At 38.8% G+C, this 13,332-nt stretch carries 13 protein-coding genes; 3 read left to right on the top strand and 10 right to left on the bottom strand.

Translation table 11 applies throughout. The annotated features are described in order from the left end of the window. Nucleotides 1–15 precede the first annotated feature (15 nt). Nucleotides 16–1,485, top strand: coding sequence for an aminotransferase class I/II-fold pyridoxal phosphate-dependent enzyme (locus MWJ95_RS06720; protein ID WP_249073286.1), 1,470 nt, complete (start codon nt 16–18; stop codon nt 1,483–1,485). Between the two features lie 40 nt (nt 1,486–1,525). Here the strand turns inward: MWJ95_RS06720 and MWJ95_RS06715 are convergent, their stop codons facing one another. Further along, complete coding sequence (locus MWJ95_RS06715) at nt 1,526–1,855, bottom strand: helix-turn-helix transcriptional regulator (RefSeq protein ID WP_249073287.1); 330 nt, start codon at nt 1,853–1,855, stop codon at nt 1,526–1,528. Between the two features lie 224 nt (nt 1,856–2,079). Here MWJ95_RS06715 and MWJ95_RS06710 point away from each other — a divergent pair, with 224 nt between their 5' ends. Continuing rightward, the gene (locus MWJ95_RS06710; RefSeq protein ID WP_249073288.1) at nt 2,080–2,676 is read left to right on the top strand and encodes a class I SAM-dependent methyltransferase; all 597 of its coding nucleotides are present in this window, start codon (nt 2,080–2,082) and stop codon (nt 2,674–2,676) included. A gap of 33 nt (nt 2,677–2,709) precedes the next feature. Here MWJ95_RS06710 and MWJ95_RS06705 read toward each other — a convergent pair whose 3' ends face one another. The 7 genes from MWJ95_RS06705 to pdhA all read right to left on the bottom strand — a co-directional run bounded on the left by MWJ95_RS06705 (nt 2,710) and on the right by pdhA (nt 10,402). Beyond that, a complete protein-coding gene (locus MWJ95_RS06705; protein WP_249073289.1) occupies nt 2,710–3,387 on the bottom strand; it encodes an LrgB family protein in 678 nt (225 codons plus the stop codon). Next, complete coding sequence (locus MWJ95_RS06700) at nt 3,380–3,823, bottom strand: CidA/LrgA family protein (protein ID WP_249073290.1); 444 nt, start codon at nt 3,821–3,823, stop codon at nt 3,380–3,382. The genes MWJ95_RS06705 and MWJ95_RS06700 overlap by 8 nt, the downstream gene beginning before the upstream one ends. Before the next feature lie 246 nt (nt 3,824–4,069). After that, nucleotides 4,070–4,852 (bottom strand): SDR family NAD(P)-dependent oxidoreductase, encoded by a 783-nt coding sequence (locus tag MWJ95_RS06695; RefSeq protein WP_249073291.1) that lies wholly within the window; start codon nt 4,850–4,852, stop codon nt 4,070–4,072. A 455-nt stretch (nt 4,853–5,307) separates the two neighbouring features. Next, the gene (gene lpdA, locus MWJ95_RS06690; RefSeq protein ID WP_249073292.1) at nt 5,308–6,723 is read right to left on the bottom strand and encodes a dihydrolipoyl dehydrogenase; all 1,416 of its coding nucleotides are present in this window, start codon (nt 6,721–6,723) and stop codon (nt 5,308–5,310) included. A gap of 5 nt (nt 6,724–6,728) precedes the next feature. Beyond that, the gene (locus MWJ95_RS06685; protein ID WP_249073293.1) at nt 6,729–8,069 is read right to left on the bottom strand and encodes a dihydrolipoamide acetyltransferase family protein; all 1,341 of its coding nucleotides are present in this window, start codon (nt 8,067–8,069) and stop codon (nt 6,729–6,731) included. Nucleotides 8,070–8,305: 236 nt separating this feature from the next. Further along, nucleotides 8,306–9,283, bottom strand: a complete 978-nt coding sequence (locus MWJ95_RS06680) for an alpha-ketoacid dehydrogenase subunit beta (RefSeq protein WP_079559704.1) — start codon at nt 9,281–9,283, stop codon at nt 8,306–8,308. A 3-nt stretch (nt 9,284–9,286) separates the two neighbouring features. Continuing rightward, nucleotides 9,287–10,402 carry a pyruvate dehydrogenase (acetyl-transferring) E1 component subunit alpha gene (pdhA, locus tag MWJ95_RS06675; RefSeq protein WP_249073294.1) on the bottom strand — a complete coding sequence of 372 codons (1,116 nt, stop codon included), beginning with the start codon at nt 10,400–10,402 and terminating at the stop codon, nt 9,287–9,289. 393 nt (nt 10,403–10,795) lie between these two features. Between pdhA and def the strand changes: the two genes are divergently transcribed. After that, a complete protein-coding gene (gene def, locus MWJ95_RS06670; protein WP_249073295.1) occupies nt 10,796–11,353 on the top strand; it encodes a peptide deformylase in 558 nt (185 codons plus the stop codon). Between the two features lie 80 nt (nt 11,354–11,433). Here def and phnX read toward each other — a convergent pair whose 3' ends face one another. Both phnX and MWJ95_RS06660 read right to left on the bottom strand, forming a co-directional pair. After that, the gene (gene phnX / locus MWJ95_RS06665) at nt 11,434–12,240 is read right to left on the bottom strand and encodes a phosphonoacetaldehyde hydrolase (protein ID WP_249073296.1); all 807 of its coding nucleotides are present in this window, start codon (nt 12,238–12,240) and stop codon (nt 11,434–11,436) included. Further along, nucleotides 12,237–13,331 carry a 2-aminoethylphosphonate--pyruvate transaminase gene (locus MWJ95_RS06660; protein ID WP_249104846.1) on the bottom strand — a complete coding sequence of 365 codons (1,095 nt, stop codon included), beginning with the start codon at nt 13,329–13,331 and terminating at the stop codon, nt 12,237–12,239. The genes phnX and MWJ95_RS06660 overlap by 4 nt, the downstream gene beginning before the upstream one ends. Nucleotide 13,332: the final 1 nt, after the last annotated feature.

Here is a 13,332-nt window from a genome sequence, read left to right as displayed (position 1 = left end):
GAGGTGGTACCTGCGTTGTCACAATTAGAGACTCCATTGTTCGACGTATTACTTAAACATCGGAACAGACATCCAATTCAGTTCCATATTCCAGGCCATAAAAAAGGGCAAGGTATGGATCCTGCATTCCGAGAATTCGTCGGCGACAACGTTTTATCAATTGATTTAATTAATATTGCTCCACTAGACGATTTGCATTCACCAAAAGGCGCTATTAAAGAAGCGCAAGCACTTGCTGCCGAAGCCTTTGGTGCTGATCATACATTCTTTTCCGTTCAAGGTACTAGTGGCGCCATTATGACGATGATTCTAACCGTCGTCGGTCCAGGTGATAAGATTCTAGTACCACGGAATGTTCATAAATCCATTATGTCGGCGATTGTTTTTGCTGGTGCAATCCCGATTTTTATTCATCCTGAGGTAGACAGTGAATATGGTATTTCGCACGGAATATCGCCTGAAGCTGTCGAAAAAGCATTAAATGCTTATCCAGATACAAAGGCAGTACTTGTTATTAATCCAACGTACTTCGGCTTCACGGCAGATTTAAAGCGTATTGTCGAAATAGTCCATAGCCGCAACATCCCGGTAATTGTCGATGAAGCACATGGTGTACACATTAAATTTCATGATGACCTCCCATACTCCGCAATGGAAGCTGGGGCTGATATGGCTGCAACAAGCGTACATAAGCTTGGTGGTTCAATGACTCAAACATCTATTTTAAATGTTCGTGAAGGGCTTGTGTCTGCTAAGCGCGTACAGGCTGTCCTGTCGATGCTAACAACAACATCGACATCTTATCCATTACTCGCTTCCCTTGACACAGCTCGACGTCAGCTAGCAATCCATGGGTATGATTTAATTGGCGATGCTCTTCGCTTGGCAAAGGATGCACGGAAACGCATTAACCAAATTCCACATTTAAAATGTGCCGGTAAAGAAAAATTACATTCATCGGCAACTTATGATATGGACCCTTTAAAGCTACTAATAAGTATTAAAGATTTAGGTATCACTGGTCATCAAGCCGAGGAATGGCTTCGACACAATGCCAATGTCGAAGTAGAATTATCGGACCTATATAATATTTTGTGTTTAGTGACACTCGGGGATTCGAAAAAGGAAATTAATCTCCTAATCAACGCCCTTAGTCGTATGTCAAAAGCATTCGATTCAGAAGCTGCCATAACCGAAGCAATCGTCAATGTGCCAGAAATCCCTGCACTTGCCATGTCACCACGTGATGCATTTTATGCAGATACTGAAGTTGTTCCTCTTGCAGAAGCGGATAATTGTATTTGTGCAGAATTTGTTATGGTATATCCCCCAGGTATTCCGATTTTTATTCCCGGGGAAATAATTACTCAAGAAAATATTCGTTATATTCAAATGAATATTGAAGCTGGTTTACCTGTACAAGGACCAGAAGATACAACTTTGAAAACGATTCGCGTCATAAAAGAACGTAAACCAATTATTTAATAGCAAAGCTACCTCAGATAGAGGTAGCTTTTTTCGATTACTAATGGTAATAGAACCAAGAAGAGATCATACCTAACATAGGGAAAACGAGCCACCAATATCTCCACAAAAAATCTCCAACAGTTTTATGATCCGATTTATTTGAATCAGAAGCTACAGGTGTATGATATTTTTCTTCACCTGTAATAAGTTGGTCTAAAGAAATTTTATATAAATCACTTAACCTTCTTAAATTATCGATATCAGGATAGCCCTTTCCTTGCTCCCATTTTGAAACGGATTGTCTTGAAATATTTAAAAAGCCTGCGACATCATCCTGTGTATACTTATGTTGTTCTCTTAATTCCTTTAAACGGTTTTCCAAATTCATTTGAACTTCACCTCCAACTTATAATATTTTGATCAAATAATAATGGATACCTACACTTTATTCTAGAAGTTGTTATTTGCTAATTCGCAACGCATAGTTGCTTTCATGAACTAAGCAAAAAATTAGATTCTGAAGCTTACTTTACTTACAATATAATCAATTATGTTTCGGCATAATTGCGTCTGAAATTAGCTTTGTGCTTAGCAAATTAAAGAGGTGATGGAATGAACACATGGGATCAACGATTTAGAACAACTGAATATGTTTATGGTGAGCAGCCAAATGCATTTATTGAAGACTATATACACTATTTAAAGGGTTATCCAAATGTGGCTGCATACGCAGAAGGTGAAGGTCGAAATGCAGTATTTTTAGCTTTACAAGGTCATACAGTAACTGCCTTTGATTATGCCGAAAGTGGGCTTGAAAAAACGAGTCAGCTTGCAGAAAAACATAATGTTACAGTTCATACAAAGCTTACTGATCTACTCCAAGATGAACTACCAGTAGAGATGTTTGATGCTGCTATTATGGTGTTTGGACATTTTCCAACTGAACAGCAACATGAAGTGTTTACGCGGATTGTAGATTCTGTAAAGTCTGGCGGTCGTATTATGATGGAACTTTATTCAACTTATCAACTATCCTACGCCACAGGTGGCCCAAGACAGCTTGATTTTTTATATGATCCATTGGATGTTCTAAATTGGTGTCAGCCTTTTAAAATTATCCATTTTTTCACAGGTGAACAAGTACGACATGAAGGTATACTCCATACAGGCCTCGCTCATACCATTCAAATTATTATCGAAAAAAGATAAAAAACTATATACAAATTTCTGTATATAGTTTTTTTACAAAAATAAATAAACAAATAATGGACATAGAAATGCACCAATAATTGCAGTTAAACCCATAGATAACGAGCCTACTGATAATTCTTGTTCTCCATATTCTCTTAATTTCACAAGTCCAACACCATGTGAGGCACTGCCTACTGCGACACCCCTACTAACGGCAGAGTCAATTTTGCCGTATTTAATAACTAATGGTCCAATAATGGCACCTACAAATCCTGCTAGCATTACGAGTACAGCCGTTAATGGTGGAATGCCTCCAATTGTCTCACTCACCTGCATACCTACAGGTGTTGTTAATGATTTAGGCAAGGCCGTCAGCAACCAGCTTTTATTAACTCCAATCCATTTCAGCATAACAAATATTGTTATTAAGCCCGTAATCATAGCGATAAAAATACCTGACAGAATAGCATACTTATACTTCATAATGATCTCACGCTGATTATATAGCGGGTACGCTAGTGCTACAACTGCTGGACCTAGCATTTTTTGAAGCCATTGTCCTCCCTCCAAATAAGTAGAGTATGGGATATTAAAGACTAATAATATGACCGCACTGACGATTGTTGTCGTCACTAGTGGAATCATTAGGGGATGTGGGAAACGTTGATAAAGTTTTGTAAATAGCACGAACAAGACAATGGTGCCAACGACAACAATAATTTCAGTCAACTGTTAGTTCCCCCTCTCCGTCTTCTACAATGGCTTCTTTCTCTTTTTTAGCTAATTCTTTTTTCTCAATCATTTGACTAAATAATCCTGTAACGTAAATGCAGATGAGCGTACTAGCAATAACGGCTAGAATAATCAAGAGACCCGTTGTTGACAAAAGTTCAGGATAGTCAATCACGCCTACTGTTGCGGGAATGAAAAACAAGGTTAATACGCCAATTAAGAAACCTGCTCCATCTTGAATGTATTCTACTTTAATTATTTTAAAATTGAGTGAAAGTGCTAATAAAAGTAATCCAATTACACTTCCTGGAAGAGGTACATGTAGTAAAGCCACAATACCGACACCCATGTAATAAAAAATATTTAGTATCCCAATCTGAACAATAATACGAACAACTCTCTTTAACATCGAAGCAAAATTTTCGTTCAACATTTCGCCACATTACACCCCCCATTACGTTTATTCTACATCTGCAGGAATTTTCTGTCTATTATAATTTTAGAAAAATAATAGAAAAAAGACTACAATAGAAACAATATTTAAGCAAATCATGTATTTGCAGCGTCAATGATTACTCATTCCAATTCTTATGAAAACGCGTGAGAAAAATGTCTTTTTAATGAAGAAGAAGAGCAAAAAAGAGTGGAGAGAACCAATTCTCTTCACTCTTTTATGTATCTATAAAGCGTGTCCTGAACCGCCATCAATATTTACCGAAGTACCCGACACATAGCTAGCTGCCTCAGATACTAAAAAAGTAATGACATTTGCCGCTTCTTGAGTATCCCCTACCCGACCAAGTGGAATTGCTTGACCAACTTTGCGAGAATAATTTTCCCACGAAAGTTCTGGCTCTTCTTCTCTCCACTTCTTCTCTATTTGATCACTACGAATAAGGCCAATACAAACAGAATTCACACGAATATTATCTTGTCCTAAGTCTTTGCTCATAGCTTTCGTTAACGCAAGCCCTGCAGCACGACTTACAGTAGTAGGGAGTGAATTTGCTGGTGGTGTTTTAGCCATTACTGCAGTCACATTAACGATTGCACCACCACCAACTTTACGCAAATGAGGTACAGCATACTTTGAACAATTGACAGCACCAAACACTTTTAAATCTAAATCAGCTTGCCATAGCTCACTACTAACCGATTCAAATGGATTAGCTGAAGCTGTACCTGCATTATTAATAAGAATATCAAGGCGACCAAAATGCTCTACTGCTCGTTCAATTAAGTACTTACAGTCCTTTTCCTTTGTTATATCAGCCGGTACAATTAAAACGTCCTCGCCCGTTTCGTTTTTAATACAACCCGCAGCCACTTGAAGCTGTTTTTCACCACGAGCACAAAGTACAACCTTCGCCCCCTCTTTCACAAGCTGCATCGCTGTATAATAACCAATACCTTTACTTGAACCTGTAATAACTGCTACTTTCCCCTTCAAGCCTAGCTCCATTTTTATCACCCCAGTTTTTTTCTTTCACTTCTCTTGTTTCATAAACAGCGTTATCATTCTCGGATTTGACACTAAATCTATCCAAAATTTAATAGATCCTAATCGGATTGTATTTTTCGAATATTCATTCGATATAAATACTTTATCAAAATTACAACTATTATACAAAAAACTATTATGTCAATGAAATTAAATAAAGTATGGCTCTTCAGCAATGTGAGCGGTTGATTTCCGTTCCGACTAGGCGCTTGTTGATTTACAATCGATTTATCTAAAGCACCATAACATTCACGAAAATTTCTTTGACCATTTAGTTTTTAAACATTCTAAAGGAGGTGTCTCAAATAATGATATTATTCCGATAAAAAATGAAATTGTTCCGATAAGTCTTCAAAGTATTTATACAAAAAAACGGCTACAAAGCAGATGCTTTATAGCCGTTTTCATGAACTTTATTATTTTTTCGCTACAATATGGATTGGGTTGCCAAGTAATACTTCAGCAGCTTCCATTGTAATTTCACCTAATGTTGGGTGAGCATGGATTGTTAATGCAACATCTTCAGCAGTCATACCGCCTTCAATTGCTAAGCCCATTTCAGCGATCATATCAGATGCACCAGCACCTACGATTTGAGCACCGATTAATAAGCCATCTTCTTTACGCGCAACAAGCTTCACGAAACCTTCTGTTTGGTTTAATGCAAGTGCACGACCATTTGCTGCGAATGGGAATTTCGCTGCAGTGTATTCGATGCCTTCAGCTTTCGCTTCATCTTCGTTATAACCAACTGTTGCCATTTCTGGATCTGTGAAGCATACAGCAGGAATAGCTAAATAATCAACGATTGATTTTTCACCAGCGATTGCTTCAGCAGCAACTTTACCTTCGTAAGATGCTTTATGAGCAAGTTGAGGACCAGCGACAATATCACCAATTGCATAGATGTTTGGAATATTTGTACGACATTGTTTGTCAACATTGATCAGACCACGTTCACCGAATTCAATACCGATTTCAGCAAGGCCCATTTCATCTGTATTTGGACGACGACCTACAGTTACTAATACGTAGTCAGCTTCAACTTTTTTCTCTTCTCCGCCAACTTCATATGTTACCACTACGCCGTTTTCTGTTTCTTCAACGCCTTTTGCAGATGCGTTTACTTCCATTTCAACGCCTTTCTTTTTAAGGCCTTTTTTCACGATTTGTGTCATTTGTTTTTCGAAGCCAGCTAAGATATCTTTTCCGCCTTCGATAATTGTTACTTGTGAGCCAAGATTAGCATAAGCCGAGCCTAACTCTGTACCAATATAGCCTCCACCGATAACTACTAATTTACCTGGTACTTCTTGTAAAGAAAGTGCGCCAGTAGAATTTAGTACGCGCTCAGAGAATTTAAATGTTGGAATTTCAACTGGGCGAGAACCTGTTGCGATAATTACATTGTTAAATGTGTAAGTTTGAGCAGATTCACCATTGATGATACGCACTGAGTGAGCGTCAACGAAATAAGCTTCACCTTGTACAATTTCAACTTTATTACCTTTAAGTAAGCCTTCAACACCGCCAGTTAATTTTTTAACAACGCTGTCTTTAAATGCTTGTGCTTTTGAGAAGTCTAATTTCACGTCAGAAGCGATGATACCCATGTCATCTGAATGTTTAGCATGCTCAAAACGGTGACCTACTGAAATTAATGCTTTTGATGGGATACAGCCTACGTTTAAGCACACACCACCAAGTACATTTTTTTCAACGATTGTTACTTTTTGGCCAGTTTGAGCTGCACGGATTGCGGCTACATATCCTCCAGGACCTGAACCAATGACAAGAGTATCTGTTTCGATTGGAAAATCTCCTACTACCATTTTTGTTACGCCTCCATTAATAATAATTCTGGTTCACTTAGCAAACGCTTTAAGTGATTTAAAGCATTTTGCGCAGTGGCTCCATCGATCATACGATGATCAAAGCTCAATGATAATGCTAACACAGGTGCGGCTACAATTTCACCATTTTTTATTACAGGTTTTTCTGAAATTCGACCAATACCTAAAATTGCTACTTCAGGATGATTAATTACCGGAGTAAACCATTGTCCTCCTGCAGAGCCGATATTCGTAATCGACATCGAAGCACCCTTCATTTCATGTGGTGCAAGCTTGCCTTCACGTGCTTTAGTCGCTAATTCATTAATCTCGTTTGATACTGCAAATACAGATTTACGATCTGCGTGTTTAATCACTGGTACTAACAAGCCTTTTTCTGTATCTGCTGCAATACCAATATTATAATAATGCTTCTGAATAATCTCTTGTGTTGCATCATCTAATGAGCGGTTAAATTCTGGGAATTCGCGCAAAGTTGAAATAAGGGCTTTAACTACGTATGGTAAGTACGTTAATTTGACACCTTTTTCAGCAGCGATATCTTTGAATTTTTTGCGATGTGCTACTAAAGCTGTTACATCGACTTCATCCATTAGTGTAACATGTGGAGCCGTTTGTTTCGAGTGAACCATCGCTTTTGCAATCGCTTTTCGAATGCCCGACATTTTCTCACGTGTTTCTGGGAAATCACCTTCGAGGACTACTGGTGCTGCTTGTACAGTTGTTTCTTGCTGAACAGCTTCTTCATTAGCTACTGGTGCTACTTCGGCTTCTACAGCACCTCCGCCATTTAGGAAATTCTCAATATCTTGTTTTAAAATACGACCATTTTTGCCTGTACCTTGAACTTCACGAATATTAACATCATGCTCTCGTGCAAATTTACGTACTGAAGGCATTGCAATGACACGCTTATTCTCATCAGCTACAGCTAAAGCTTCAGTCTTTACAGGAGGTGCCGCTGGAGCCTGCTCTTCTTTAACAGGTGCCTTTTCTACTTTTTGACCATCCTCAGCTGTTGCTTGGACTTGAGCCTCTGTTTTCGCTTCAGCATGGTCATCACCTTTTAGCTTTAGGTCTTCATAGCCAGGTGCATCAAAGCGGATTAAGACATCACCAACAACAGCTACTGTGCCTTCTCCTACTAAAACTTCCTCAACTTTCCCTTCAACCGGAGAAGGGATCTCTACCACTGCTTTGTCATTTTGTACTTCACAAAGAATATCATCTTCTTTTACTGTATCTCCAGCTTTAACGAACCATTTCACGATTTCGCCTTCGTGAATACCCTCGCCTATATCTGGTAATCTGAATTCAAATGCCATGTGTACCCATCCTTTCTATATTACAGTCGTTTAGAAGCTACATATAATCAATTATGCCTCGGCATAATTGCGTCCGGAATCGGCTTTGTGCTTGCACAAAGAACTCCTTTCCGATTCTGTGACATCCGCCGGAGGCTTTAACTTCTTTCAGCGGATGTTTGGACACCCGCTGAAAAGTGACTTCAAACCGCATTCATCACACCACCTATAGAAGTGGGAGACTCCGCTGAAAGAAGTTAGAATGTTAAAACTTTTTTCGCTGTTTCCATTACATCTTTATAGTTTGGTAACCAAACACCTTCAGCTTGTGGGAATGGGTACACAGTATCTGGTGCAGCCACACGAAGTACAGGTGCTTCTAAGCTTAAAATCGCGCGTTCTGTAATTTCAGCCACCACATTTGCAGCGATACCTGCTTGTTTTTGAGCCTCTTGTACAACGATTGCACGACCTGTTTTTTCAACTGACGCAATAATTGTTTCAATATCAATTGGTTGGATTGTACGTAAATCAATAACCTCTACAGAGTGACCTTCTTTTTCCAGCTCTTCTGCAGCCTTTAGGCTTTCGTGAACCATTAAACCATAGGCAATGATTGTTAGGTCTTTACCTTCACGTTTCACATCCGCTTTACCTAGTGGAATTTCATATGCTTCCTCTGGTACCTCTTCACGGAATGAACGATATAATTTTAAATGTTCTAAGAAAATGACTGGGTTATCATTTCGAATAGATGAAATCAGTAAGCCTTTAGCATCGTATGGTGTAGATGGTACAACAACCGTTAACCCTGGTTGTGCTGTCATCAAACTCTCTAAGCTGTCTGAGTGCATTTCTGGTGTATGTACACCACCACCAAATGGAGAACGGATTGTTACTGGTGCATTATAGACACCACCGCTACGATAGCTCATACGTGCTAATTGACCACTAATAGAATCCATTACTTCATAAACAAAGCCGAAGAACTGAATTTCAGGAACTGGACGGAAACCTTGAAGAGAAAGACCAACTGCCAAGCCACCAATACCTGATTCTGCTAATGGTGTATCGAATACGCGGTCAACACCAAATTCTTTTTGTAGGCCTTCAGTTGCGCGGAATACCCCACCGTTGACACCTACATCTTCCCCGAATACAAGAACGTTTTCATCATTCTTTAATTCTGTGCGAAGTGCATCTGTAATTGCTTGAATCATTGTCATTTGTGCCATAGGTTATTTCGACTCCTTCTCTTTATAGATTTCATACTGTTCTTTTAAATTAGATGGCATTTCGCCTTTATACATGTTTTCCATTAACTCTGTTACTTTTTGTTTTGGAGCAGCATCGGCTTTCTTGATTGCCTCTTTAATTTCTTCTTTTGCACGTTCAATAACAGCCTCTTCTTTTTGCTCATCCCATAAACCTTTCGCCCCTAGATATTTACGGAAGCGTACAAGAGGGTCTTTTTGTGCCCATTCACTATCTGTATCCGATGTGCGGTAACGCGTTGGGTCATCCCCTGCCATTGTATGAGGACCATAGCGATAGCACATTGTTTCAATTAATGTTGGACCTTCGCCGTTAACTGCGCGCTCACGTGCATCACGTGTTGCTACGTAAACTGCTAGCGCATCCATTCCATCAACTAAAATACTTGGTAAGCCTGCTGCTACACCTTTTTGAGCAATTGTTTTCGCAGCTGTTTGTAATTCACGAGGTGTTGAAATTGCATATTGGTTATTTTGTACAATGAAGATTGCTGGTGATTTAAACGCACCTGCAAAGTTAATGCCTTCATAGAAATCCCCTTGCGATGAGCCACCATCACCTGTATAAGTTACAGCCACAGCCTTTTTACCACGTTTTTGAATACCAAGAGCTACACCTGCTGCTTGAATATATTGTGCACCGATAATGATTTGAGGTGCTAATACGTTTACGCCTTCAGGAACTTGGTTCCCCATAAAATGACCACGTGAGAATAAAAACGCTTTATCTAAAGGTAAACCATGCCATACGATTTGTGGTACATCACGGTAACCAGGTAAAATCCAGTCTTCTTTTTCTAATGCAAAGTGTGAAGCAAGTTGCGATGCTTCTTGCCCAGCCGTTGGCGCATAGAAGCCTAATCGACCTTGACGGTTAAGAGAAATAGAGCGTTGGTCTAAAATACGTGTATAAACCATACGCGTCATTAACTCAACTAGCTCCTCATCAGATAGTTTTGGGTCTGCATTGTCATTTATAATTTCGCCTTCTTCATTCAAAATTTGAAACATTTCAAACTTATCTTCGATTTCAGTCAGCGTTTGTTTAGCATCAAAAATATTATTGTTTTTCTTGCTCATTTGTCACATCTCCCTTTCAGCTGTATTAAAATAAATCACTGTTTCAACTAGTACAACTTATTCTTTGCACTCAGTATACTGAATAAAATACCGTCGGTCAATCATATATTACGCGTATAAACAAAGATTTTTTCTAAAGTAACGATTAAACAACTCTGTTTCACACTGTACCACTAATCCACAACAACTGTATTATAACAACATAGTAGAAGCGCTCATTAATTTAGTTTCCTTTCATGATTACCAATAGTAGAATGCCCAGTTCTAGACAATCTAATAGCTATATAATAATTTTTTAAGTATATTCAAATAAGGTCTTTTTTCATGTGATTGTTTTAAGACGTGATGTATAATTATTAGTAAGCACTATAAAGTTGAAAGGAAGATTCATATATGATTTTAATGGATGATATTATTCGCGAAGGTCATCCGACTTTACGCACAAAAGCTGAGGAGGTCAAATTTCCTTTAACTGATGAAGTAAAACAACTTGCAGAAGATATGCTTCAATATTTAATAAACAGCCAAGATCCTGAAATGGCAGATAAATATAATTTACGCGGTGGCATTGGATTAGCTGCCAATCAAGTAAATAGCCTACATCGTATGTTTGCCCTTCATTTAACAGATGACAATGGCGAACAATTAAGTTTTGTAGCGATCAATCCAAAAATCGTTAGCCACTCTGTAGAAAACACTTACCTTCCAGCGGGTGAAGGCTGCCTTTCTGTAGATCGCAATGTTCCAGGCTATGTACCACGTCATGCTCGTGTTACAGTTAAATTTAAAACAGTTGACGGTGAAGAGAAAAAAATGCGACTTAAAGGCATGCCTGCTATAGCCTTCCAACACGAATTAGACCACCTTAATGGCATTATGTTTTACGATCGCATTAATGAAAAAAATCCATTTGCGGAAATCCCAGATTCAACACCATATGAGCGTGATTAAAAGCACAGAAAGAAAGCAAATCCTGCAGTTTTTAAACTGCGGGGTCTCCTTTCTTTCCAGCTCGTTGTGATATTTTATGTTTACACCATGACTATTCCTTGTCCTAAACGTTCATTAATTTCTTCAAGCAACGCTGGCAGCTCTTTCATTGTTCGAATTGTATAGTGTGCACCCGTTTCTTTAAATACTAGTGCTGTTTTTTCAATAGCCTCTTGCTGCTCTTCTTCTGACAAGGCCATAAATTCCTCTTGTGATAACCCCATTTCAGAGCTTCCAACAATAACACCAACAGCCCATACACCTGCATTTAAAGCCTCTTGAATATCTGAAGTAGTATCTCCAACCTTCACAACTTGCTTTGTTGCCTTAATACCTAATGCCTCCATATTTTTAAATATCATATATGGGTACGGACGTCCTTTATCTCCTATTTGAGTAGGCGTTACTAAAAATTCAGGCTCATATCCATTTGCTGCTGCATGTTGAGTCACTACCCCCATCATTGAGTCAGTATACCCCGTCGTAGAACCGATACGAATACCCGCTTCTTTTAATTGATGTATGGTTTCTTTCACATGCTGAATCGGATCAGTGTAAGTTGCTAATGACTCCATTAACTTTGATTCAAACTGCACATATAACGCCTGGACATCCTCTTCCGTAAAATGTCGTCCATACTTTTGATTCCATGCCTCACGAATTCTAGGCATTTCTAGCATTGTACGAATATGATCGATTTTCAGCATGCCCATCGGTTTGCGTGTTTCTTCAAGCGTTACCTCGATGCCCGCATCTTCAAAAATTGAAAGAAAAACATTCACAGGAGCAAAGCAGCCAAAATCAACAGTTGTACCTGCCCAATCTAAAATAATCGCTTCAATCTTCATTTTTTCATCACCGCCATATAATTTTCGATAACCTTACATAGTGTATTCATATCATCTTCATGAATATCCCCAATATTACCAATTCTGAATGTATCCATATCTGTTAATTTCCCCGGATAAATAACAAAACCGGCTTCTTTCATCGCATGATAGAAATGTTCGAAGGAGAAGCCTTCATAAGGGAATAAAAACGTTGTAATAATAGGTGATTGTAGATCCTCTGAAATATAAGCATTAAACCCAAGCTCTTGCAAACGAGCGCGAAGTATACGATTATTCGTCGCATATCGTTCGTGTCGAGCACGGACTCCACCTTCTTCCACTAGCTCCTCTATTGCCTTCGCAAAAGCAGCCACAACATGTGTAGGTGATGTAAAACGCCATTTCCCATCCACTTCCATTACTTCCCACTGATTATATAAATCTAACGCAACGCTTCTAGCTTGCCCTTTACACTTTTCTAAGTCCTCAATCTTCGCTATCACAAATCCAAAGCCTGGTACTCCTTGGATACATTTATTGGCACTGCTAATTAAATAATCAATCCCCATTACCGATACATCCATTGGTACGCCACCGAAGCTACTCATCGCATCAACAATAAACGTTTTATTCAACCCTTTCACAACGTCTCCTATTTCACTTATAGGATTTAATATGCCAGTTGTCGTCTCACAATGTACAACGGCAACATGCGTTATTGTTGAATCATTTTCCAACAGCGTTTTCACTTTGAGTGGTGACGGTTGTTCATGATAAGGAACACTATAGACCGTATGCTGTAGCTTAAGTACTTTTGCCATATCAACAATGCGTTCACCGTAAGCACCATTTGTGATAATAAGGACTTTATCTTCATCTCCAATTGCAGTTGTTAACACAGATTCCACAACAAAGCTACCACTTCCCTGCATAAGAACAGTTGTATAATCGGTTTCTTTTACTTGCGCTAACTCCAAAAGCTGCTTACGTATTGTTTGTGTGACCGTTTTATAATCATCGTCCCATGTGCAACGATCCTTTAACATCACTTGTTTTACTGTTTCAGTTGTCGTTAATGGTCCTGGCGTTAACAATTTATAGCTGTTCATT

This window comes from Lysinibacillus sp. Bpr_S20 (assembly GCF_023337835.1).
Lineage (GTDB): Bacteria > Bacillota > Bacilli > Bacillales_A > Planococcaceae > Lysinibacillus.
The sequence above is the reverse complement of the archived record's forward strand: the minus strand, read 5'-3'. Positions and strand labels throughout refer to the sequence as shown.